Origin of the sequence: Bradyrhizobium sp. Ce-3 (assembly GCF_022835695.1) — a bacterium.
Taxonomy (GTDB): Bacteria; Pseudomonadota; Alphaproteobacteria; order Rhizobiales; family Xanthobacteraceae; genus Bradyrhizobium.
On the sequence record NZ_BQUV01000002.1, the window covers coordinates 657,503 to 681,068 of the forward strand.

Below are 23,566 nucleotides of genomic sequence, written 5' to 3' on the forward strand. Positions count from 1 at the left end.
ATCAGGCAGATTCAGAGATATGCAAGAGGCCGCCACGCCGAAAGTGAGCTTTGTGTCCTTGGGGTGCCCCAAGGCGCTGGTCGATTCCGAGCGCATCATCACCCGGCTGCGCGCGGAGGGCTATGAGCTCGCGCGGAAGCATGACGGCGCCGACATCGTCATCGTCAACACCTGCGGCTTCCTCGACAGCGCCAAGCAGGAATCGCTGGCCGCGATCGGCGAGGCCATGGCCGAGAACGGCAAGGTCATCGTCACCGGCTGCATGGGCGCCGAGCCGGAGCAGATCGAGGCCGCCTATCCCGGCGTGCTCTCGATCACCGGGCCGCAGCAATATGAGAGCGTGCTGGACGCCGTGCACCGCGCGCTGCCGCCGGCGCACAACCCGCATCTCGACCTGGTGCCGCCGCAGGGCGTCAAGCTGACGCCGCGGCACTACGCCTATCTGAAGATCTCCGAAGGCTGCAACAACCGCTGCAGCTTCTGCATCATCCCGAAGCTGCGCGGCGATCTGGTGTCGCGGCCGGCCAATGACGTGCTGCGCGAGGCCGAGAAGCTGGTGAAAGCCGGTGTCAAGGAATTGCTCGTCATCTCGCAGGACACCTCGGCGTATGGCGTCGACCTGAAATACGCCGAGAGCCCGTGGCAGGATCGCAGCGTCCGCGCCAAGTTCTACGACCTCGCCAGGGAGCTCGGCGAGCTCGGCGCCTGGGTCCGGCTGCAGTACGTCTACCCCTACCCGCATGTCGACGAGGTCATCGGCCTGATGACCGAGGGCAAGGTGCTGCCCTATCTCGACATCCCGTTCCAGCATGCGAGCCCCGACGTGCTGCGCGCGATGAAGCGCCCGGCCGCCCAGGAGAAGACGCTGGCACGGATCCAGAAGTGGCGCGAGCAGTGCCCGGAGCTGACGCTGCGCTCGACCTTCATCGTCGGCTTCCCCGGCGAGACCGATGCCGACTTCGCCTACCTGCTCGACTGGCTCGATGAAGCCGGGATCGACCGCCTCGGCTGCTTCAAATACGAGCCGGTCGCCGGCGCGACGTCGAACGCGATCGGCAATGCCGTGCCCGACGAGGTCAAGCAGGAGCGCTGGAATGCACTGATGGCGCGGCAGCAGAAGATTTCGGCCAAGCGCCTGAAGCGCAAGGTAGGCACCCGCCAGCAGGTGATCATCGACGAGGTCGGCCCGACGGTCGCCAAGGGTCGGTCAAAGGCCGACGCGCCGGAGATCGACGGCGCCGTCTATCTCACCAGCCGCCGCCCGCTCAAGGTCGGCGAGATCATCACCGCCAAGATCGAGCGCGCCGACGAATACGACCTGCACGGCAGCGTCGCCGGATTCTAGCTCCAGGCGATTGCTTCAAGACCTCCACGGTCGCCAGACCGCGCCCGCTCCTGTGAACCTGGCCGCAGTCTCGGCTCACAAAGCAGTGGCGGCCATTCGGCCGCACGGAGCCTGGTCTTGCGGCAATCATGGAAGCGACCGTTCGCGCGCGGCCGGCTGGCGGCGGCAATTCTGATCCGGCTCGCGCCGGCGCTCGCCGCCACGGCAGCGGTGGCGGAGCCCCAACCATCCTCTGAAGCCATATCCTCTGAAGCCATGGCGCAAGCCTGGTGCTTCAGCAAAAAGGACACCGCGCAGCGCATTGGCGGCTGCAGCTTTCTGCTCGCCCTGCGAAAGCTGAAGGCGAAGCAGCGCGCCAGCGCCTTCCTTAATCGCGGCGGGGCCCATCTCGAAGGCAACGATCTTGATCGCGCGATCGACGACTTCACGGAAGTGATCAAATACGAGCCGATGCGGGGCAAGGGGCTGGCCAACCGCGGCGAGGCCTATCGCCGCAAGGGCGACGTCAATGCCGCCATCGCCGATCTCGATCAGGCCATCGCGCTCGATCCCAGGGATGAGATCGCGCGCTACAACCGCGGCATCGCCCACAGCGACCGCGGCGAACCCGATCTCGCCATCGCCGATTACGACGAAGCCATCCGCCTCAGCCCGAAGGAGGCATGGTACTACAACAATCGCGGCAACTCCTACATCGACGCCAAGCAGCCCGAGCGCGCGATGGTCGACTATGATCGCGCCATCCGTCTCGATCCGAAATTCGCGCTCGCCTATTACAATCGCGGCAATGCCTATCGCGGCCGCGACGATCTCGACCATGCGCTGGCCGACTACGACACGTCGCTCCGGCTCGATCCGCGCTATGCGCCGGCTTACGGCAACCGGGCCCGGGTGTTTCGCGATCGCGGCGACATCGATCGGGCCCTGGCCGATTTCGATCAATCGCTGCGGCTCGATCCGGCCGGCTACCGCGACTACTACGCGCGGGGCAATCTGCACCTTGGACGGCAGGATTACACGCGGGCATTCGACGACTTCAGCAACGCGATCAGGTTCAATTCGAAATACGCGGCGGCGCTCAACGCGCGCTGCCTGACGCTCGTGATCCTGGGCCAGCCGCAGCAAGCCCTCGCCGATTGCGAGCAGTCGCTGCATTGGAGGCCGGACGATCCCTACACGCTCGACAGCCGTGGCATCTGTCGCCTCAAGCTCGGCGAACTCAGCGCTGCGATCGCGGATTTCGATGCGGCGCTGAAGATCAATCCGAAGCTCGCGAGTTCGCTCTATGGCCGCGGCGTCGCGCGGCGCAAGACCGGCGATGCCGATGCGGCGCAGGCCGACATCGCTGCCGCCCAGGCGATTCAGTCCGACATCGCCAGGGAATTCGCGCGCTATGGCGTCGAATGACGCGCGTTCGGAGTCCTGGTCCAGATTACTGCGCGGGAGCGGCCAGCGCCGCGTCCAATGTGCGCAGCACGCGATGGATACGGACTGACGTGCCGATGCCTGCGTTGCGCACGTAGGCATCGATGACCGCCTCGCTCTCGACCACGACGAGGCCGAACAGCTTGCGGTCGTCGGTCGCATAGGTGCAGATCCAGTGCATCTTGCCCTGCGTCGCGATGATGGCGTCCAGCGCGATCCGCGCGTGCCGCGCCGCCTGCGCGTCATCGGTCACATCAAAGCCGGGCGGAAGGTCTCGTTCGATCAGCAGCTTGATCACGGCGTTCCTCCAAGATTGCCTCGTCGCAACCTAACACGCTCCGCGAACCACTTGCCCGCGATATCGCCCGCCGCTTGACACCGCTGCCCGTTCGGCTGTATGGCCCTGCGCCATGAAGCTGAACCGGACCCACCGCCGCGCCATCAACCGTCGTCGCACCCGCGACGATGCTGGGCTGCGCCGTGTCCGACGCCATCGCTGATTAGCTGACATCAGCCAAGGTTTTCGAGAAGGCCGCGCCCCCAAAGCGCGGCTTTCTTGCTTTTCGGCCTGCCCCTAATCCCCACACCGACCCCAGAGGAGATCGATATGACCAACGCCGCCCATCCGTTCGACGCGCTGATGGACATCACCGCCCGCCCCGAAGTCGTGTTCGTGCGCGGCGCAGGCTCGTATTTGTGGGACAGCAACCGCAACCGCTATCTCGACTTCGTGCAGGGCTGGGCCGTCAATCCGCTCGGCCACTCGCCGGTGATCGTGGCCGACGCGCTGGCCGCGCAGGCCAGGCGGCTGCTGACACCGAGCCCGGCGTTCTACAACGAGCAGAGCCTGAAACTGGCAAAGCTGCTGGTCGACAACAGCTGCTTCGACCAGGTGTTCTTCGCCAATTCCGGCGCCGAGGCCAACGAAGGCGCGATCAAGCTCGCGCGCAAATATGGCGCCAAGTACAAGGGTGGCGCGCACGAGATCATCACCTTCGAGGGCGGCTTCCACGGCCGCACGCTCGCGACCATGTCGGCCTCAGGCAAGAAGGCGTTCGAGCCGCTGTTCGAGCCGAAAGTCTCAGGCTTCCGGAAGGCCAAGCTGAACGACATCGAGTCGGTACGGAAGTTGATCACGTCGTCGACGGTCGCTGTCATGCTCGAGCCGATCCAGGGCGAAGCCGGCGTGTGGCCAGCGACGGACGCGTTCCTGCAGGAGTTGCGGGCGTTGACCCAGCAGCGCGGCCTGCTGCTCATCGTCGACGAGATCCAGACCGGAATCGGCCGAACCGGAAAACTGTTCGGCCATGAGCATGCCGGGATCGCGCCCGACATCATGACGCTCGGCAAGGGCATCGGCGGCGGCGTGCCGCTCGCGGCACTGCTGGCAACCGAGCATGCTTCGTGCTTCGATCACGGCGATCAGGGCGGCACCTTCAACGGCAATCCCCTGATGTGCGCCGCGGGACTCGTCGTGCTCGATCAGATCGGCCAGCGTGATTTCCTGAAATCGGTGGCCGATGCCGGCCTCCTGCTCGAACGCGAATTGCAGAGGCTGTCGGCGCGGCACGGGCTCGGCGACATCCGGGGCCGCGGTCTGCTGCTGGCGCTCGATCTCAAAATGCCGATCGGCGCCGCCGTGGTCGCCGAGGCGTTTGCGGCCGGCGTGCTGATCAACTCGCCGCAGCCGGACACGCTGCGCTTCATGCCGGCGCTCAACGTCACGCGGGAGGAGATCTCTGCTGTGATCGATTGCCTGGATACCGTGCTGACGAAGGTCGGTGCAGCCAGACGGGTGGCGTAGCGGCAACCGCGCCCGTCATTGCGAGCCACCCGGTCGGCGCGCAGCGCCGCCGGATGACAGGCTCCGCGAAGCAATCCATCCCTCCGCGTATCCGGGACGATGGATTGCTTCGTCGCTTCGCTCCTCGCAATGACTGGAGCTTCTACGGCCGCAAGATCGCAGCGCCGGTCGTCGCCCTGCTCTCCAGATCGATATGCGCCTTGGCGACATCCTTCAGCGCATAGGCGTGGTTGATCGGCACGTGCAGCTTGCCGTTGATCACGGCGGCGAACAGCGTGTCGGCGCCTTCGAGCAATTCCTTGCGGGTGCCGACATAGTCGTTGAGCTTCGGCCGGGTCGCGAACAGCGAGCCGTGGTTGTTGAGCTCGGCGAGCGGGAACGGCGGCACCGGACCCGACGCGTTGCCGAACGAGACGAACAGGCCGCGCGGCCTGAGGCACGACAGCGAGCCCGGGAAGGTGGTCTTGCCGACGCCGTCATAGACAACGTCGCAGAGCTCGCCGCGGCTGATCTGCTTGACGCGTTCGACGAAGTTCTCCTCGTTGTAGAGGATGACGTGGTCGCAGCCATTGGCGAGCGCGAGGTCGGCCTTCGCCTGCGAGCCCACGGTGCCGATGACGTGCGCGCCGAGCGCGTGGGCCCACTGGCAGGCGAGCAATCCGATGCCGCCGGCCGCGGCATGGATCAGCACCCGATGGCCCGGCTCGACCTTGAAGGTCTTGTGCAGCAGGTACCAGACCGTGAGCCCCTTGAGCATCAGCACGGCGCCCTGCTCGTAGGTGATGTGGTCGGGCAGCTTGACGAGCTTGTCCGCCGGGATGACGCGCTCCGAGGCGTAGCCGCCGAGGTTGTAGTAGTAGGCGACGCGGTCGCCGGGATGGAAATTGGTCACCCCCGGACCGACCGCCAAAACCTCGCCCGCGGCCTCGTTGCCGGCGATGAACGGCAGGCCGGGCGCCTTGTAGAGGCCGGTGCGGAAATAGACGTCGATGAAGTTCAGCCCGACCGCGTGCTGGCGGATCCGGACCTCACCGTTCCCGGGCGGGCCGACCTCGACATCCTCGTAGGTCAGGACTTCCGGGCCCCCTACCTTGTGCACGCGCACAGCCTTGGTCATGTCGTCGCTCCCCTCAAATTCACGCGTCCGGCGAGCGAATGCCATCGGCGCCGCCTTGTCAACCAAACCGCCCGGAACCGGGCCTAAAGTTGTTTGAGCATGATCTCTTCGGAAAACCGCTTCGCACTTTTCCGGATCATGCTCTAGCGCACCGCCTTCTTGCGGTTGCGCTTGGCCAGCACGTTGAACATCTCGACCGCCACCGAGAAGACGATCGCGAAATAGATGTAGCCGCGCGGAATGTGGAAACTGAATCCGTCGGCCACCAGCGCCACGCCGATCAGCACCAGGAAGGCCAGCGCCAGCATCTTGGTGGTCGGATGCTCCGCGACGAACCGCGCCACCGGTCCGGACGAGATGTACATGATGGCGCAGGCGATCACGACCGCCGCGATCATGATCTCGATGTCCTGCGCCATGCCGATCGCGGTGATGATCGAGTCCAGCGAGAACACCAGGTCGATGATGATGATCTGCACGATCACCCAGAAGAACGCGCTGGTGCTCGGCTTGTCGTCGGGCTCGGCCTCGCGCGCCTCGACCTCGCCATGGATCTCGTGGGTCGCCTTGGCGATCAGGAACAGGCCGCCGCCGATCAGGATGATGTCGCGCCAGGACAGCGCGACGTCCTTGACGGTGATCACCGGCTGCGTCAGCCCGATCAGCCAGACCAGGATCGAGAGCAGCAGGATGCGGAACACCAGCGCGAGGAGCAGGCCGATCTGCCGCGCGCGGTTGGCCTGCGGTTGCGGGATCCGCGACACGATCACCGACAGGAAGATGACGTTGTCGATGCCGAGCACGATCTCGAGCGCAGTCAGGGTCAACAGCGCAGCCCAGGCTTCCGGGCTGGTGATCAATTGCATCATGCTCTGAAGGCTTTCATCCGGCGGATCAAGGTATCGCTGCCGACGATGTAGACGGCAATGGCGCACAGACCGAAGGTAATCGGGGCTCCGACCACGAAGTCGTTGGCGAGCGTGTAGGCGCCGAGCAGCGCCCAGGCGCCGAGCAGCCACAGCGTCAGCCAGCGCAGCCGCACCACGCGGAACGGGTGCAGCACATGGAACGGCGCGAAGGTCAGCACGATCAGGAGCGCCACCACGACGGTCGACAGCACCGGCGGCAGATGCAGCAGGAACAGATAGAACGCCGCCGCATTCCACAGCGCCGGGAAGCCGCGGAAATGGTTGTCGTCGGCCTTCATGCGGCGGTCGGCGAAATACAGCGCGCTCGAGACCACGATGCCGATGCCGAGGATCGGCGCCGCCAGCGGCAGCAGCATGCCGCTCGCGGTGATCGCGTAGGCCGGCACGAACACATAGGTGACGAAATCAACCACCAGATCGAGCACCTCGCCCGACCAGTTCGGCTGCAGCCGCACCACGTCGAGCCGCCGCGCCAGCGGGCCGTCGATCCCGTCGATGATCAGCGCGACCCCGAGCCAGGCGAACATGTTGGCCCAGTGCTCGCGCACCGCCTCCAGCATCGCCAGCAGCGCGACCCCGGCGCCGAGCGCCGTGAAAATATGAACGGAGAATGCGGCGGTCCGCATCCGTTCTGGCAACGCATCGGGCTGGCTCGAATGCTCCATCGGCCGAAGTGCTATCAGGAATCGGCCCCCTTTGCATATGCGCTCTTGCGGCGTTCCGCCGCGCAAGGCGTTGGAAACTCTTGTTGGTTAGCGATGGCTTGAAAATCGGGCCAGGCATGTCAAATGTCCCGATATGACCGACAGCTCGCAGGATTATGACGTTCTCGTAATAGGCGGCGGTCCGGCCGGATTGACGGCCGCGATTGCCCTCGCCGATGCCGGCGCACGCACCGCGCTTTTGGCGCGTCGCGCGCCCTATGCCGACAACCGGACCACCGCGCTGCTCGGCGCCTCGACCGAGATCCTGGAACGGCTCGGCGTCTGGCAGCGCTGCAGCGACAAGGCCGCGGCGCTCAAGACCATGCGCCTGGTCGACGACACCGGGCGGCTGATCCGCGCGCCGGAGGTGCGGTTCACCTCCGACGAGATCGGCCGCGAGCAGTTCGGCTTCAACATCGACAACCGCGCGCTGGTCGCAGCACTCGAGGAGCGCGCCGGCGAAATGACCGCGCTGACCCGGTTCGACGACGAGGCCGCCTCGGTGCAGCCGGATGACGCGGGGGTCGCCGTGGTGACGCGGCAGGGCCAGTCGCTGCGGGCACGGCTCGTGGTCGGCGCCGACGGACGCAATTCATTGTCGCGCGAGGCCGCCGGCATCGAGGTGGTGAGCCGCGAACTCGGGCAATCCGCCCTCACCTTCAACATCACCCACAGCCGGCCGCATCAGAACATCTCGACCGAGTTTCACACCGAGCACGGCCCCTGCGTGTTCGTGCCGCTGAGCGGCAATCGTAGCAGCGTGGTCTGGGTCGCCGCACCCAAGGAGGCCGAACGGTTGAAGGCGCTCGGCGACGAGGAATTGTCCGTCGCGGCGGAGCGGCAGTCGCATTCGATCCTCGGGCGCGTCGAGGTCCAGGGCGGGCGTCACGTGTTTCCGCTGGCGATCGAGCGGCCGCGGCAGTTTGCGAAAGACCGGGTCGCGCTGGTCGGCGAATCCGCCCATGTGCTGCCGCCGATCGGCGCGCAGGGGCTCAACATGGGGCTGCGCGATGCCGCCGACATCGCCGAGATCGTGGGCCAGGCGATCGGCCGCGGCGAGGATCCCGGTGCGCCAAACGTGCTGGCGCGCTACCAGGCGGCGCGGCGGCCCGATGTCGCCAGCCGGACCTGGGCGATCGACATCGCCAACCGGTCGCTGCTCAGCGATTTCCTCGGCGTGCAGACCGCGCGCGCCGCGGGCCTGCATCTGCTCGGTGCATTCGGCCCGCTACGGCGGTTGGCAATGCGCGAGGGCCTCGCGCCGTCCTGGCGGCGATAAAGCGTTTTCGAGCGAAGTGGCCACCGGTTCGCGTTAAGAAAACGCGTCAAATAAGAACCACTCGTCTCAGGGGAACACCAGCCGTCCGCTCTGGATGAACCACATCACGCTGGTCAGCGTGACAACAGAGGCGAAGGTGCCGATCAGGACTGCGACCGACGCCGGCTCGATCCAGGTGTCGTTCTGCCGCGCGATCACGAACACGTTGAGCGCCGGCGGCAGCGAGGCCATCAGCACCGCGGTCGCGGCCCAGGGCTGCGCGAACGGGCCGAACAGCAGCATCAGGCCGAACGCCAGCAGCGGATGGATCAGCAGCTTGATCGCCACCACACCCGGCACCTCCCACGGCACCCGCTCGAACGGCCGCAGCGCCACGGTGATGCCGAGCACGAACAATGCCGTCGGTGCGGCGGCGTTCTCCAGGAACTGGATGGTACGGTCGAGTGCCACCGGGATCGGGATGTGAAACGCGGCGACCAGCGCCCCGAACACCGCCGACATGATCAGCGGGTTCTGCACGATCTGCCGCAGCACCACGCCGAGCGCGTGCAGCAGCGAGGGATGGTCGCGGTCGGTGAGCTCGATCAGGAGCGGCACGATCGAGAACAGGAAGATGCTGTCGCAGCAGAAGATCAGCGCGGTCGGCGCCGCCGCCTTGCTGCCGAGCACGGCGAGCGCCAACCCAGGGCCCATGTAGCCGATATTGCCGTAGGCGCCGGACAGGCCGGCCAGCGTCGCCTCGCGCAGCGTGAGGCGGCCGATCAGCTTGCCCGCGACCATCGCGAGGAAGAACGCGGTCACGGTGCCGAGCGTGGTGGCGATCAGGAACGGCGGGTTGTTCAGCTCGGCGAACGGCGTCTTGGACATGATCCCGAACAGCAGCGCCGGCAACGAAACGTAAAGCAGGAAGAAATTCATCCAGGCCAGCCCGCTCTCGGGCAAACCCTTGGCTTTTCCGCACGCGTAGCCAATGAAGATCAAGCCGAAATACGGCAACGCCAGATTGAGGATATCGATCATTCTGAAAGTAGTTTCTCGGCCGGATTTCGGGGCGTTTTTGCAGGGCTGGAATCGGTAAACCGGAGGTTAATTCGCAGCTTAGCCCCTAGCATCGGCCACAATGTTGGTCTATCGACGAACCATGATCAAAGCGCGTACCGCCAAATTCCAGATCGGGCAGATCGTCCGTCACCGGGTGTTCTCCTTCCGGGGCGTGATTTTTGATATCGACCCCGAGTTCAACAACACCGAGGAATGGTGGCTGTCGATCCCCGAGGACATGCGGCCGCACAAGGACCAGCCGTTCTACCATCTGCTCGCGGAAAACTCGGAGACCGAGTACGTCGCCTATGTCTCGGAGCAGAACCTGCTGCCCGACGAATCCGGCGAGCCGATCCGGCATTCCCAGGTGGCGGAAATCTTCATCAAGGACAAGTCGGGCGGCTACCGTCCGCGCAATCCGTCGCTGAACTGACGCGCGGCTCCGGCCTGCAGGTGCCACGGCGTTCGCGCCGGCGCGTCCCATCCGTTCACACGCCATCACGCCTGGCCAACGCAACCGCGATCGCCCAGACCACAAAACCCGCCAGCGCCAGCCCCGCGCCGACGAGGCCGGTCGACGTCCAGCCATAGCCGGCCGCAACCGCCATGCCGCCGAGCCATGGGCCGAGCGCATTGGCGACGTTGAAGGCGGAGTGGTTGAGCGCCGCGGCGAGGCTCTGCGCCTCGCCTGCGACATCCATCAGCCGGGTCTGCAGCACGGTGGCGAGCGCGCCGCCGAGCCCGATCAGGAACACGTCGGCGCTCAGCGTCCAGACATTCATCGCCGCCAGCGGATACAGCGCCAGCGTCGCCGCCGACCACAGCAGCAGCCCGCCGGCGGTTGCCATCAGCGCGCGGTCGGCGAAGCGCGGCACGATGATGTTGCCAGCGGTAAGGCCGGCGCCGAAGATACATAGCGTCACCGGCACCAGAGCGGGCGATGTCTGCGTCACCGCCAGCATGGTCGAGGCGAGATAGGTGTAGACCGAGAACAACCCGCCGAAGCCGATGGCACCGATCGCCAGCGTCAGCCAGACATGCTTGCGCCCGAGCGCCGACAATTCGCGCAGCGGGCTCGCATTGCTGTTGGCGACATCGCGCGGGGCGAAGATCAGCACCAGGATCGCGGTCAGCAGCGCGAGACCGGCCACGATCGCGAAGGCCCAGCGCCAGCCGATCGCCTGCCCCACCCCGTTGGCGAGCGGCACGCCGATCGTCGTCGCGATGGTGAGGCCGAGCAGCACGCGGCCGACCGCCGCCGTGCGCTTGTCGACCGGCACCAGCGAGGCCGCGACCAGCATGGCGATGCCGAAATAGGCGCCATGCGGCAGCCCGGCGAGGAAGCGCAGCGCCAGCATGGTGTGATAGTCGGGCGCGAGCCCCGAGAGGCCGTTCATCAGCGCGAAGAAACCCATCAGCGCGATCAAGAGCGTCCGCCGCGTCATGCGCGCCGACAGCACCGCGATCACCGGCGCGCCGACCACGACGCCGAGCGCGTAGGCGGAGATGGCGTGGCCGGCCTGCGGCTCGCTGATGTGCAAATCGTGGGCGAAGAACGGCAGCAGGCTCATGGTGGCGAATTCGGCGATGCCGATCGCGAAGCCGCCCATCGCCAGCGCCAGATGAACGATGCCGGGATGAAAGCTGGCCGGGACGTTGTCCTGGTTGACGCGGAGACCCGCATCGACCGCAGCAGCGCCGCTCACCGGTTCCGAAGGCCGGGAGCGGGACAGCTGTTCCCGCCGCTGCGTGCTGACTTGCTGGGACATTGCGCGACTTTCAACGACTGCGAACGGCGGCCAGAGTTCGGAGAACCACGCGCGCACCCGCGCATCGAAGGCGCGCGCTGCGCGCTTTCGTCTGGCCTCCCGTGACGGATTTATGATTGTGCCTCGGCGCCGGACTTGTCCGGACAAAGCAACGACGATGCGGCTTGGCGCGATCGATTTGCCCTCAGCGACCATCGCACACGATGCGGTCGATCACCAGCGCGGCAGGCTGCCATCAGCCAGTCGGTTTCGCATGACAAAAAAGGCGCCCTTGCGGGCGCCTTTTGATTTGCGATTGATTTGCGACGATCTCGCGTTCTCGTGAACGCTTGATCGAAAGCCTACATCGAAGCTTTACTTGGCCGCCGGGTTGGCCGGAGCCGCTGGAGCTGCACCACCACCGGCGCCTTCCAGCTTCTTGCGCTGCTCTTCGGCGCGCTTCTGCAACTCTTCCTGCAGCTTCTTCGAGTTCTCCTCGAACACCTTCGGATCGGTCGGCGGGCCGTCATAGGCCTTGGCGAATTCGGTGTTGAGCGGCAGCGGCAAGGTCAGCGGCGCGCCGTTGGAATTGATCGCCTGGACCACGAGGTTCTGGCCCTTCTTCATGTTGGCGATCAGCTCGGGGGTTGCTTCATAGTCGGACATGCAGCCGTTCTGGAAGCAGATCACATAGGGCGCCTGCTGCGGCGGGTTGCCGTCGACGATGATGCGGGTGCCGTGAACGAGCTGCATGCCGAGCGGCAGCGTGACACGCAGGATCTTCTTCGGCTCGCCTTCCGGCTCGATGATCACGGCGGCGATGACGGGCTGGCCCGATTCGATGCGGCCGTCCTTGCCGGTGAAGCAAACCTGCTTGGCGTTGGCTTCCTGACCCTTCAGGCAGAACTTGGTCCAGGGCGCGTAGATGAGCTGGATCTGCTGATCCTGGGGCGGCTGCTGGCCGGCCGCGGCGGCTGGCGCCTGGCCTGCGGCGGCCGGGGCCTGGGCGGCGGGCGCCTGGGCTGCCGGAGCCTTCGGAGCTGCCTTGGGTGCCGCCTTGGGCGCAGCCTTCGGTGCCGCGGGCGCCGGCGCTGCCGGCTGCTGGGCCTGCGCGGCAGGAACCAGGAGCGCTGCAGAGAATGCCGTCGCCGCCATCAGGGCAACAATTCGCCCATGCGGCCGGACCGGGGCGGCCAAGATACGGAAATTCATTGCGGAAAACCCTTTCTGAACGGCAGCGCCCGAAACCGCTGCAGGCGCCGACACATAGCCGTTTGGGCGGCTGTCTCCTTGTCAATTAAGGCGGATACGTGACAGGCGTTCCCCGCCTCAAATCGCACGCCTTCAATACAGCGGCGCGCGGAAAGATCAATGCCGACAAGCGCATTTGCGCCCATGTGACGACGAGTTTCAGCAGCCTGTGATAAACCTCCCGATGTGACGTTTCGCGAATCAAATCCGGCGCCTCACAGACGTGTTCCCGGGCGCGTTTGGCGCGCCGCATCGGCCGCTATCGGCCTTGCTCTGGCATTCGTTCTGGCGTGGCCGGCGTGCGGACCTGACCGTGCGGCCGCCGCCGAGAGCCACGCGCTGGCGATGCACGGCAGGCCGGCGCTGCCGGCCGGCTTTACCCACCTGCCCTATGCCAATCCCGACGCCCCCAAGGGCGGCCGTCTGGTGCTGAGCCCGCGGGAGGGCACCTTCGACAGCCTCAATCCGCTGATCGTCAGGGGTCTCGCCGTGCAGCAGCTCCGCGGCTACGCCTACGAGCGCGGCTATGTCTACGAAAGCCTGATGGCGCGGAACAACGATGAGCCCTTCACGCTCTATGGCCTGCTTGCCCGCAGCGTCGAGACCGACGATGCCAGAAGTTATGTGACATTCCACGTCGATCCGCGCGCGCGCTTCTCCGACGGGCACGCGGTCACCGCCGACGACGTGGTGTTCTCGCTCGAACTGCTCCGCGACCACGGCCGTCCGCTGCATCACCAATATTATTCGAAAGTCGCAAAGGTCGAGGTTCTCGATCCGCTCACGGTCCGATTCGATTTCGGCGGCGTTGCGGACCGCGAATTGCCGCTGATCCTCGGCCTGATGCCGATCCTGCCGCGCCATGCCACCGACGTCGCCAAATTCGAGGAGACCACATTGGCGCCGCCGATCGGCTCCGGTCCGTACCGCGTGACCGCGGTCAAGCCGGGCGCCAGCGTGACCTTCACCCGCAATCCGGATTACTGGGGACGCGACCTGCCGGTGAACCGCGGCATGTGGAATTTCGACGAGATCCGGCTCGACTACTACCGCGACGCCAACGGCCAGTTCGAGGCGTTCAAGCGCGGCCTCTATGACTTCAGGACCGAGCCCGAACCGCTGCGCTGGCACGACGGCTACGACTTCCCCGCGGCGAACAGCGGCAACGTGCTGCGCGAAACCATCAAGATCGGTACGCCGCAACCGTCCGAATTCCTGGTGTTCAACACCAGGCGGCCGAAATTCGCCGACGCCCGCGTGCGCCAGGCGTTGCTGATGCTGTTCGATTTCGAATGGATCAACCGCAATTACTATTTTGAACTCTATTCGCGCTCCGGCGGCTATTTCGCGGGCTCGGAGTTGTCCGCCTATGGCCGCCCCGCCGATGCGCACGAGCGCGAGCTCCTCAAGCCGTATCTGTCGCATATCGCGCCCGACATTCTCGAGGGCCGCTATCGCCTCCCCGTCACCGACGGCTCCGGGCGCGACCGCACCATCCTGCGCGACGCGCTCAAGCTGCTGTCGGACGCCGGCTATGCGCTCGACGGCACTGTCTTGAAGCAGCGCGTGACCGGGACGCCGCTCCGCATCGAGATTCTGGTCACCACCCGCGAGCATGAGCGGATCGCCCTCGCCTACCAGCGCGATCTCAAGCGCGCCGGCATCGAGGCCGCGGTCCGGGTGGTCGACGCGGTGCAGTTCGAGCAGCGCAGGGTTGCCTATGATTACGACATGATCCCCATTCGCTGGGATCAGTCGCTGTCGCCGGGCAACGAGCAGTGGTTCTACTGGGGCAGCCAGGCCGCCGACGTGCCGGGCACAAGGAATTACATGGGCGCCAAGGATCCGGCGATCGACGCCATGATCGCGGCGCTGCTGGCGGCGCGGGAGCAGCCGGCGTTCGTCTCGGCGGTGCGGGCGCTGGATCGGGCCCTGATGTCGGGCTTCTACGCTATCCCCCTATTTAACATGGGAGAGCAATGGATCGCGCGCTGGAATCGGATAGAACGGCCTTCGACCAATGCGTTGACGGGCTACCTGCCGGAGACGTGGTGGCAGAAGCCCGGCGCGCAATCCAACTGAACTGCCAAATGATCTGCCAGCCGATGCGCCCCGAGGCGGCATCAGCCGGTCCGATCGAAGCGATGCAACCGACGTTGAACCTGTGAACCAGTCGATCACCTCGCCAACGCTCGATACCCTGTTCAAGCGCACCTTGGCGCGGCAGCCCGAGGCGCTGGCGCTGGTCGATCCGCTCAACAAGCAGCGCATCACCGGACAGACCCGCAAGCGCCTGACCTATGCCCAGGCCGACCGCGCGATCTCGGCGATCGCGGCCCACTTCGTCGAAATCGGATTGCCGGCCAACACGGTGATCGCGGTCCAGCTTCCCTCGACGATCGAATTCGCGCTGACCGTCCTCGCCGCGCATCGGGTCGGCCTGGTGGTGGTGCCGCTGCCGCTGCTGTGGCGCCAGGCCGAGCTGACGTCCGTGCTCAACCGCACCGCGGCGCGGGCGATCGTCACCTGCAGCAAGATCGACGGCGTCTCCTACGCCGACATCGCGATGAACGCGGCGGCGGAAGCGTTCTCGATCCGCCATGTCTGCGGGTTCGGGACCGATCTGCCCGAAGGCATGTCGTCACTCGACGAGGCGATCCAGCAGGACTCCCGGACCACGCGCCGCATGATCGAGGACGGCCGCAAGCCCGCGCTGATTTCCTTCGACGTCACCAGCGACGGCTTCCGTCCGGTGCCCCGCGCGCATTTCGGCCTGATCGCCGGCGGGCTCGCAATGTCGCTGGAGAGCGACCTCGCGCAGGGCGCGACCATCATGGCGGCGTTCGCGCCGATGTCGTTTGCCGGTATCTGCTCGACGCTGGTGACCTGGCTGCTGTCGGGCGGCACGCTCGTGATGCATCACCCGTTCGACGAGGAAACCTTCGAAACCCAATTCAACGACCACGGCTGCGACACGCTGATCGCGCCGGCGCAGCTCGCGCTGCGGCTCGACGAGCGCGGCCTGTCGGAGCGCCTGCCCAGCCTGCGCAATGTGGTCGGCCTCTGGCGCACGCCGGAGCAGGTCGCCTCCAGCGCGCACTGGAGCTCGCGGCGGGTGACGCTGACCGATGTCTATTTGTTCGGCGAGGCCGGGCTGTTCGGCGCCCGCCGCAGCCTCGAGGACGGAACGCCGGCCCCGATCAAGCCCGGTCCGCACAGCGCGCCGCGCGAAGCGCCCGGTGCCTCGATCGCCGGCGAGATCCTGCTGACGCCGAAGGGCACGCTCGGCCTGCGCGGCCCGATGGTGCCGGTCGCCGCCTACGCGCCGCCGCCGCCCCCCGGCGACAGCCTGATTGCGCCGCCGCCGCGCGATTACGTCGACACCGAATACGCCGCGCGGGTCGATCGCGCGACCGGCGCCGTCAACATCACCGCACCGCCGTCGGGGGTGATGACCATCGGCGGCTACCGATTCCTGGCGCAGGAGCTGCAGGAGTGGTCGCGCCGCCTCGGCCAGGGCGCGCTGTTGACGGCATTGCCGGACCGGCTCAGCGGCCATCGGCTGGCCGGACGCGCCCAGGACAATGCGCGGGCCCGCGACGCGCTCACAGAACTTGGGCTTAACCCGTTGATGGTCGAGGCATTTCGCGACCGCAGCGGCCCCGGGATGAGTTAAAATCTTATCATTGCGTTAGTCTTAGCATTGTGTTGACGCCGCATTAAGCCATGCCAACTAGCATCGCAGCCGTTTGCTGAACTTAAGCATTGGTTTCGAGCGTTCGAATGTCTCAACAAGGTCCGGTCCTCATCGTGTCGGCGTCGGCCAAGCCGTCGTTCGCCGCCGTCCTCGATGAGACCCAGCTGTTCCCGATCGTGGTCACCGACTGGAATGAGGTTGGACGGGCCATCGAGCAGGTCAAGCCGGCGGCGATCATCGCGGCCGCCGAGGGCGTCGACTTCGTCACTTTGTCGGGGCTCGCCAAGCGCGCCGCCGCCCGCGCGCCCTATCTGCCCCTAATCGCGGTCGATCCCGCGACCACCCTGCCCGACACCGTGATCGCCTTCTACCAGAAGAAGGGCCTGCCGGATCGCCTGGTTGCCCGGCTCAATGCCTGCCTGCGGGTTCGCGCGCTACATGCGACCGTGATGCGCCGCCTGGTGCCGCCGACGCCGATCGCGATGTCCGATATCGATCCCATCGGCGAGGCCACGGCGTTGTTGATCGGCCGCGGCGGGGCCTACCCGACGCTGTCGGTCGCGCTCGGCGAACGCGCCGGCGTGGTCGGCGCGCTCAGCATCGAGGCGGCCGCCAAGCATCTGTCCAGCCGCGACATCGACGGCATCGTGCTCGCCGAAGGCTTCACGCCGCGGGTGATGGACGCCTTCCTGACCGTGCTGACCGAGGATGTCCGCTTCCGCCCATTGCCTGTCATCGTCGCTTCGGGCGAGCTGACGCCGCGTTACGAGCTGCCCAATCTCGAGATCGTCACGGCCGGTCCGACCCGCGTCGCCGACATGGCGTTGCCGATGATCCGCCAGCACGCCTTTGAAGCGCGGCTCGGCCGCATGCTCAAGGCGATCGATGCCAAGGGCCTGATCGATGCCCGCACCGGGCTGCTGACCAAGGCCGCGTTCGAGCGCGACTTCGCGACCGCCGTGTACCAGACCTCCGAGCGCGGCGGCGCGCTCTCGGTGGCACGCTTCACCTTCGACCACACCCAGCCGCGCGCGCAGTTCGACGGCGCGCGGATCATCAGCCGGCTGATGCGGCAGGCCGATTTCGGCGCGGTGCATGACGACCGCTCGCTCGTCGTGGCGTTCGCCGGCACCGATTTGCGCAACGCGCAGGCGATCACGCGGCGATTGGCGAGCGTGATGCGCCACACCCAGAACGGCCGCCGCGACAAAGCCGAGCCGGCCGTCAGCGTCGCAACGCTGATGCCGGGCGATTCCGCGCTGTCGCTGCTGGGCCGGTTGTTCGGCACGCCGGAGCGCGCGGCGTCGTAGCGGCAGACCGTTTCGCCTCTCAGCACCAGGCCCATCTGCAGCCGACGAAGCGGTAGTAGTAGATTCTGCGCACGTGATGGACGCCGGCCGCGCGGCGCGGCGCGCCTGCATTGAGGTCCTTTGGCACGTTCGGGTCCTGGCTTCCCGGATCGACCTGGACCGCGCGGCGCCGCAGCTCCGCCGCCTTGGCTGCATCGGGCGGCCCGAGCAATCCCCGCTCCTGCATGACGGCAAGGTATTTCAGAGAATACCCGTCGTTGAGATCGGCCGCCTGCTGAAAATATTGCGCGGCCATGCCGTAGTCGCGCGGCGTCCCCTTGCCGTAGAAATACATGAAGCCGGTCTGGGCCAGGGCGAAGGGATTACCGGCCTCGATTGCCTTCTGGTAAAGCTCGAGTGCGCGCGCCTCGTCCTTCCTGACGAAATTGCCGTTGGAATACATCGCGCCGAGATTGCTGATCGCGCCCGGCTCTCCCGCCGCGGCCGCCTTGCTGAACAGCTCGAACGCCCGCGGCATGTCTTTGACGACGCCACGCCCGGTCGCAAAATAGACCCCGAGCTTGCCTTGCGCCGGCGCGTAACCGGCATCCGCAGCCTTGGTCAGATAGCGTTGCGCCGCCATGTAATTCTTCGTTCCGCCATAGGCGAGGCCGAGCAGAAATTCCAGGCGTGGCTGATCGGGATTGGCACGCACTGCCGCCTCGCAGATCGGGACCGCGGCCGCAAAATCATGCGTATTCTCGATCTTCAACTGTTCGGGGCTGGCGAATGGCGGCGCTGGCGCGGCCGCACGCTCGCATTCGCTGTCGGAGCTCCCGGCAGCACTCTGCGGCGTCGGAGATGCGACGCGCTGCGCCTCGGCTGATGGCGTTGCCAGCGGCGCAGCCGGTTGTGCCGATGTCGCGGGCGGTGATCCGCTGACGACTGCGGACGGCGCGGCCGCAAGATAGACGTCGCCGACCAGCGAGGAGCTGTCCCAGGGCGTCTGCTTCCGATCGGTCGCCGCGAGTACGTCGCCGCGAACCCTGGACAGCATCTGGCGCACTTCGATGCCGGGTGTCGCGATGTGCTTCAGCAGCGCGGCGGTAAACGGCGAATTGCGCCCGGCACCGTCGAGCGCGACATTGTTCGGTTGCGTCGAATAGACGATCAGCGAGCCCTGCCCGGCCGCATCGACGCGGCCGAGCCCGCGCGTCGGCGCAGCGCGGCTGCCACGCGCGAGCTTGTCGAGAAACGGATTGTTGCGGCAGGCGTCGAGAATGATGATGTTGGCGCGCCCCGTCCCCTCCATCTCCTGCTGGATGTCGGTCAGGTTCACTGTGTTGAAGCGCACGTCGGCGGGCGTTTCGATTTTCGCGTCGACCGGGACCAGATAGTTTTCGCCGTTCATCTGCAGGCCGTGACCGGCGTAGAAGAACAATGCGACATCGGCGCCGCTCAGGCGCCTGGAGAAATCGCGCACCGCGTTGGCGATGGCCTCGCGCGTCCCATCGCGCTGCTCGATCACGTCGAAGCCCATACCGCGCAAGGCCGTGGCAAGATCGGCTGCGTCATTGGCGGGATTGTCGAGGGCGGGAACGGCTTGATAGTGGCTGTTGCCGAGCACCAGCGCCAGGCGCGTGCCGGCGACAGCCTCGATCGGCAGAATGGTCAACGCAAGGCAAAACGCGACGAGAAGCAACCGGCAATGGAGGTGATGCATCGTGCTTGCTTGCGACTTTCAATACCGGCTGGGATCGAGATGAAAATCATACCGGCAGCGCCGATGCCAGTCAAAACCCCGATCGAATACGATCGCGGTCCCGAAGCCGAACGGCGGTCGAACAGCACCAGACAATCGCGCCGCTGTCTGCACGGAACCGCACACAGCATCGTGCGGCTCACTCACCCGTCACACAAGGCCCAGCTCTGTGTGATCTCCGCACATCCGTGAGAGCGCGTGCGCCGATCGGAAGCGGTGTGAGCGATCTCACGCCGCTTTCTTGCTCTCCGCGAGATTGGCGAGCTGGCGCAAGATCTCGGTCGTGCCGGCGAGCCGCTCTTCCGGCGTGTCCCACTCCTGGAAGAACACGACCTTCATGTCGGGCCGCACCTTGGCGGCCTGGCCGTGCTGGCGGATGAAGCTCACCAGCCGCTCCGGATGCGCAAAACTGTTGTCGCGGAACGCGATCACGGCGCCCTTCGGCCCGGCGTCGACCTTGCCGACATTGGCCCGGCGGCAATAGGCCTTGATCGCGGCGACCCTGAACAGATAGCGGACCTCGTCCGGCAGCACGCCGAAGCGGTCGCGCATCTCGGCGGCGAAGGCGTCGATGTCCTCGTCGGTGTCGAGATCGGCGAGACGACGATAGAGCGACAGCCGCACGCTGAGGTCGTTGACGTAGTCCTCGGGGATCAGCACCGGCATGCCGATCGTGATCTGCGGCGACCAGCGGTCGGCGGCGGGCTCGGCGACGCCGGCCTTGAGGTTGATGATCGCCTCCTCCAGCATCGACTGATACAGCTCGAAGCCGACTTCCTTGATGTGGCCGGACTGCTCCTCGCCGAGCAGATTGCCGGCGCCGCGGATGTCGAGGTCGTGCGAGGCAAGCTGGAAGCCGGCGCCGAGCGTCTCCAGCGATTGCAGCACCTTGAGCCGGCGCTCTGCCTGCGCGGTGATCTTCTGCTGCGCCGGCAGCGTGAACAGCGCATAGGCGCGGAGCTTGGAGCGGCCGACGCGGCCACGCAGCTGGTAGAGCTGGGCGAGGCCGAACATGTCGGCGCGGTGCACGATCAGCGTGTTGGCGTTCGGAATGTCGAGACCGGACTCCACGATCGTGGTCGAGAGCAGGATGTCGTATTTGCCGTCGTAGAACGCCGACATGATGTCCTCGATCGCGGTCGGCGGCATCTGGCCGTGGGCGACCGCGACCTTCATCTCCGGCACGTTCTTGTCGAGGAAATCCTTGACGCCGGCGAGATCCTCGATCCGCGGCACGACGTAGAAGGCCTGGCCGCCGCGGTAGCGTTCGCGCAGCAGCGCCTCGCGGATCATCAGGGGGTCGTGCGGCGCGACGAAGGTGCGGACCGCAAGCCGATCGACCGGCGGCGAGGCAATGATCGAGAGCTCGCGGACGCCGGTCAGCGCCAGTTGCAGCGTGCGCGGGATCGGCGTTGCCGACAGCGTCAGCACATGGACCTGGGCACGCAGCTGCTTCAGCCGCTCCTTGTGGCTGACGCCGAAATGCTGCTCCTCGTCGACGATCAACAGGCCAAGGTCCTTGAACTTGATGGCCTTGCCGAGCAGCGCATGGGTGCCGACGACGATGTCGACGCTGCCGTCGGCGAGCCCCTTCTTGGTCTGGTTCAAATCCTTGGTCGACACCAGCCGCGACGCCTGCGCGACATTGACCGGGAAGCCCTTGAAGCGCTCGGTGAAGGTCCGCGAGTGCTGCCGCGCCAGCAGCGTGGTCGGCACCACGACGGCGACCTGCCGGCCTTCGAGCGCCACCGCGAACGCCGCGCGCAGCGCCACCTCGGTCTTGCCGAAGCCGACGTCGCCGCAGATCAGCCGGTCCATTGGACGGCCGATCTCAAGGTCATTCAAGGTCGAGGTGATGGCGCCGAGCTGGTCCTCGGTCTCCTCATAAGGGAAGCGCGCGCAGAACTCGTCATAGACGTGCGGCTGAAGCGGGAATTTCGGCGCCTCGTGCAGCTGCCGCTCGGCCGCGATCTTGATCAACTCGCCCGCGATCTGGCGGATGCGGTTCTTGAGCTTGGCCTTGCGCGCCTGCCAGCCGCCACCGCCCAGACGGTCGAGCTCGACATTGGCGCTGTCGGAGCCGTAGCGCGACAGCAGCTCGATGTTCTCGACCGGCAGGAACAGTTTCGTCTCGGCCGCATAATGCAGCTCGAGGCAGTCATGCGGCGCGCCGGAGACTTCCAGCGTCTGCAGGCCGACGAAGCGGCCGATGCCGTGCTCGACGTGAACCACGAGATCGCCGGTCGCAAGGCTCGTCACCTCGGAGATGAAATTGTCGAGCTTGCGGCTCGCCTTGCGCGGCCGCACCAGGCGGTCGCCGAGGATGTCCTGCTCGCTGATGACGGCGAACTCGTCGGTCTCGAACCCGGATTCCATGCCGAGCACGGCCAGCATGGTCTCGTTGCGCGGCGTCGCCTGCACGATCCGCCAGGTGTTGACGCTGGTGGTGTTGAGCAGCTTGTGGTCGCGCAACATCGCGCCCATGCGGTCGCGCGAGCCCTCGCTCCACAGCGCGACGATCACCTTCTTGCGCTGCGACTGCAGCGCGCCGATATGGCCGACGACGGCCTCGAATACGTTGACATTGCCGTCGGCGCGCTCCGGCGCGAAATTGCGGCCCTGCCGCGCGCCGGCGTCGAACACCTCGCTCGACCCCTCGGGCACCGCGAACGGCGTCAGCCGTGCCAGCGGCCCATCGCCCAGCAACTTGGTCCATTCGGCTTCGGTCAAATAGAGCTTGTCCGGCGGCAGCGGCTTGTAGATCGCGCCGCTGCTCGGATGCTCCAGCGCTTCGCGCCGCGCTTCATAGTAATCCGATATCTGCGAGAAGCGTTCGCGCGCGGCGTCCTCGCCCTGCGGCTCGATCGCAACCGTTGCGCCGTCGAGATAGTCGAACAGGGTGTCCATCCGCTCCTGGAACAGCGGCAGCCAGTGCTCCATGCCGGGATGGCGCCGTCCCTCGGACACCGCTTCATAGAGTTGGTCGTCGCGTCCGGGCGCGCCGAACGCTGCGACATAGCCCATGCGGAAACGCCGGATGGTTTCGGTCGTCAGTTGGAATTCCGAGACCGGCACGAGATCGAGCCCGCGCATGTCGAGCAGCGTGCGCTGGGTCTCGGCATCGAAGGTGCGGATCGACTCGAGAGAGTCGCCGAAGAAGTCGAAACGCACCGGCTGGTCGAGGCCGGCCGGGAACAGATCGAGGATGCCGCCGCGCACCGCATATTCGCCGGGCTCGCGCACGGTCGAGGACCGCGTGTAGCCATTGTGCTCGAGCCAGGCGACGACCGAATCCATCGGCACCACGTTGCCGGGCGCGACCGACAGCGCCTGCGCCGCGACCTGATCGCGCGCCGGCACCCGCTGCACGGCAGCGTTCACCGTGGTCAGCACGATCAGCGGCTTGTCGCTGCCGACCAGCCGCGACAGTTTTGCCAGCGCTGTCAGGCGTTGCGCCAAAACGCCGGAATGCGGCGAGACGCGGTCATAGGGCTGGCAGTCCCAGGCCGGAACCTGCATCACGGCGATATCGGGCGCGAAGAACTCCAGCGCGCGGGCGAGCTGCTGCATCCGCGCGCCGTCGCGGCACACAACGGCAAGGCTGACCGCGGGGCGCTTCGGCTGCGCGGCAATGGCGCGGGCCAGATCGGAGATGACGAGCCCTTCGGCACCCTCGGCGACGTTGGCGATGGTCAGCACCCGGCCGGGCGCGAGCATCGCGGCCGGCGATTTCATCGGCTGCTTCATGCGCTGGGATCCGCGACCCGGAACGCCTTGATGCGGACAAACAGCGCGGTGGCGTATTCGGCCGGTAGCACCCTGTCGCCGGTCAGCGCGGCATAAAGGTCGGGGTCCGGCACCTCGATCAGATGCTCGAGCTCGCCGAGCTCCTGTTCGGACAGATCGGCAATGGTCGCATCGGCAAACCGGCCGAGGATCAGGTCCATCTCCCGGGTGCCGCGATGCCAGCAGCGAAACAAAAGCCGCTTGCGGCGGTCATCGAGCCCTTGGCTCGATCGTGTCGATCCCGTCATGTCCCAAAATCCATCGAACGCCAAAAGCCCGGACGTGCCGGGCGCGCTTGATATAGCGATGGCAATGGCCGATGTCAGCCCTCATTCGGCGCGTTTTGGGGTTTCCTTGCGCGCATGCCGTGAGTCGTGTGTAAAGGCACC

The 23,566-nt window shown here is 66.3% G+C and carries 18 protein-coding genes; 8 read left to right on the forward strand and 10 right to left on the reverse strand.

Annotated elements, in window-relative coordinates; genetic code table 11:
- Positions 1–19 precede the first annotated feature (19 nt).
- Together rimO and BRSPCE3_RS09510 are read left to right on the forward strand one after the other, a co-directional pair.
- Entirely contained in the window at positions 20–1,345 is a 1,326-nt protein-coding gene (rimO, locus tag BRSPCE3_RS09505; protein WP_244065527.1) for a 30S ribosomal protein S12 methylthiotransferase RimO, read from the forward strand.
- A gap of 117 nt (positions 1,346–1,462) precedes the next feature.
- Positions 1,463–2,752 (forward strand): tetratricopeptide repeat protein, encoded by a 1,290-nt coding sequence (locus BRSPCE3_RS09510; protein WP_244065528.1) that lies wholly within the window; start codon positions 1,463–1,465, stop codon positions 2,750–2,752.
- A gap of 25 nt (positions 2,753–2,777) precedes the next feature.
- On the opposite strand, the gene BRSPCE3_RS09515 is transcribed toward BRSPCE3_RS09510, so the two are convergent.
- Positions 2,778–3,068 carry a hypothetical protein gene (locus tag BRSPCE3_RS09515; RefSeq protein ID WP_244065529.1) on the reverse strand — a complete coding sequence of 97 codons (291 nt, stop codon included), beginning with the start codon at positions 3,066–3,068 and terminating at the stop codon, positions 2,778–2,780.
- Between the two features lie 309 nt (positions 3,069–3,377).
- Here BRSPCE3_RS09515 and BRSPCE3_RS09520 point away from each other — a divergent pair, with 309 nt between their 5' ends.
- Positions 3,378–4,574, forward strand: coding sequence for an acetylornithine transaminase (locus BRSPCE3_RS09520; RefSeq protein ID WP_244065530.1), 1,197 nt, complete (start codon positions 3,378–3,380; stop codon positions 4,572–4,574).
- A gap of 142 nt (positions 4,575–4,716) precedes the next feature.
- On the opposite strand, the gene BRSPCE3_RS09525 is transcribed toward BRSPCE3_RS09520, so the two are convergent.
- The 3 genes from BRSPCE3_RS09525 to pcsA all read right to left on the reverse strand — a co-directional run bounded on the left by BRSPCE3_RS09525 (position 4,717) and on the right by pcsA (position 7,285).
- The gene (locus tag BRSPCE3_RS09525) at positions 4,717–5,691 is read right to left on the reverse strand and encodes a quinone oxidoreductase (protein WP_244065531.1); all 975 of its coding nucleotides are present in this window, start codon (positions 5,689–5,691) and stop codon (positions 4,717–4,719) included.
- Between the two features lie 143 nt (positions 5,692–5,834).
- A complete protein-coding gene (locus BRSPCE3_RS09530; RefSeq protein WP_244065532.1) occupies positions 5,835–6,560 on the reverse strand; it encodes a TerC family protein in 726 nt (241 codons plus the stop codon).
- A complete protein-coding gene (pcsA, locus tag BRSPCE3_RS09535) occupies positions 6,557–7,285 on the reverse strand; it encodes a phosphatidylcholine synthase (protein WP_244065533.1) in 729 nt (242 codons plus the stop codon). The genes BRSPCE3_RS09530 and pcsA overlap by 4 nt, the downstream gene beginning before the upstream one ends.
- Positions 7,286–7,418: 133 nt before the next feature.
- Between pcsA and BRSPCE3_RS09540 the strand changes: the two genes are divergently transcribed.
- Positions 7,419–8,603 carry a UbiH/UbiF family hydroxylase gene (locus BRSPCE3_RS09540; protein ID WP_244065534.1) on the forward strand — a complete coding sequence of 395 codons (1,185 nt, stop codon included), beginning with the start codon at positions 7,419–7,421 and terminating at the stop codon, positions 8,601–8,603.
- Between the two features lie 66 nt (positions 8,604–8,669).
- On the opposite strand, the gene BRSPCE3_RS09545 is transcribed toward BRSPCE3_RS09540, so the two are convergent.
- Positions 8,670–9,623 carry an AEC family transporter gene (locus BRSPCE3_RS09545; RefSeq protein ID WP_244065535.1) on the reverse strand — a complete coding sequence of 318 codons (954 nt, stop codon included), beginning with the start codon at positions 9,621–9,623 and terminating at the stop codon, positions 8,670–8,672.
- A 121-nt stretch (positions 9,624–9,744) separates the two neighbouring features.
- Here BRSPCE3_RS09545 and hspQ point away from each other — a divergent pair, with 121 nt between their 5' ends.
- Positions 9,745–10,077, forward strand: coding sequence for a heat shock protein HspQ (gene hspQ / locus BRSPCE3_RS09550; protein ID WP_021081543.1), 333 nt, complete (start codon positions 9,745–9,747; stop codon positions 10,075–10,077).
- 55 nt (positions 10,078–10,132) lie between these two features.
- Here the strand turns inward: hspQ and BRSPCE3_RS09555 are convergent, their stop codons facing one another.
- A complete protein-coding gene (locus BRSPCE3_RS09555; protein ID WP_244065536.1) occupies positions 10,133–11,413 on the reverse strand; it encodes an MFS transporter in 1,281 nt (426 codons plus the stop codon).
- Between the two features lie 354 nt (positions 11,414–11,767).
- Positions 11,768–12,604: an invasion associated locus B family protein gene (locus BRSPCE3_RS09560; protein ID WP_244065537.1), complete on the reverse strand. Its 837-nt coding sequence runs from the start codon at positions 12,602–12,604 to the stop codon at positions 11,768–11,770.
- A 384-nt stretch (positions 12,605–12,988) separates the two neighbouring features.
- Here BRSPCE3_RS09560 and BRSPCE3_RS09565 point away from each other — a divergent pair, with 384 nt between their 5' ends.
- The 3 genes from BRSPCE3_RS09565 (at position 12,989) to BRSPCE3_RS09575 (ending at position 17,650) form a co-directional block, all read left to right on the forward strand.
- Entirely contained in the window at positions 12,989–14,725 is a 1,737-nt protein-coding gene (locus tag BRSPCE3_RS09565) for an extracellular solute-binding protein (protein WP_244065538.1), read from the forward strand.
- 82 nt (positions 14,726–14,807) lie between these two features.
- On the forward strand, positions 14,808–16,319 hold the full coding sequence (locus tag BRSPCE3_RS09570) for a class I adenylate-forming enzyme family protein (RefSeq protein ID WP_244065539.1): 1,512 nt from the start codon (positions 14,808–14,810) through the stop codon (positions 16,317–16,319).
- A gap of 107 nt (positions 16,320–16,426) precedes the next feature.
- On the forward strand, positions 16,427–17,650 hold the full coding sequence (locus BRSPCE3_RS09575) for a GGDEF domain-containing protein (RefSeq protein WP_244065540.1): 1,224 nt from the start codon (positions 16,427–16,429) through the stop codon (positions 17,648–17,650).
- 19 nt (positions 17,651–17,669) lie between these two features.
- Here BRSPCE3_RS09575 and BRSPCE3_RS09580 read toward each other — a convergent pair whose 3' ends face one another.
- From BRSPCE3_RS09580 to BRSPCE3_RS09590, 3 genes are all read right to left on the reverse strand, one after another.
- Positions 17,670–19,304 carry a caspase family protein gene (locus BRSPCE3_RS09580; RefSeq protein ID WP_244065541.1) on the reverse strand — a complete coding sequence of 545 codons (1,635 nt, stop codon included), beginning with the start codon at positions 19,302–19,304 and terminating at the stop codon, positions 17,670–17,672.
- A 315-nt stretch (positions 19,305–19,619) separates the two neighbouring features.
- Complete coding sequence (gene mfd, locus BRSPCE3_RS09585) at positions 19,620–23,138, reverse strand: transcription-repair coupling factor (protein WP_244065542.1); 3,519 nt, start codon at positions 23,136–23,138, stop codon at positions 19,620–19,622.
- A complete protein-coding gene (locus BRSPCE3_RS09590) occupies positions 23,135–23,425 on the reverse strand; it encodes a succinate dehydrogenase assembly factor 2 (protein WP_244065543.1) in 291 nt (96 codons plus the stop codon). Before BRSPCE3_RS09590 ends, mfd begins: the two co-directional genes overlap by 4 nt.
- Positions 23,426–23,566: the final 141 nt, after the last annotated feature.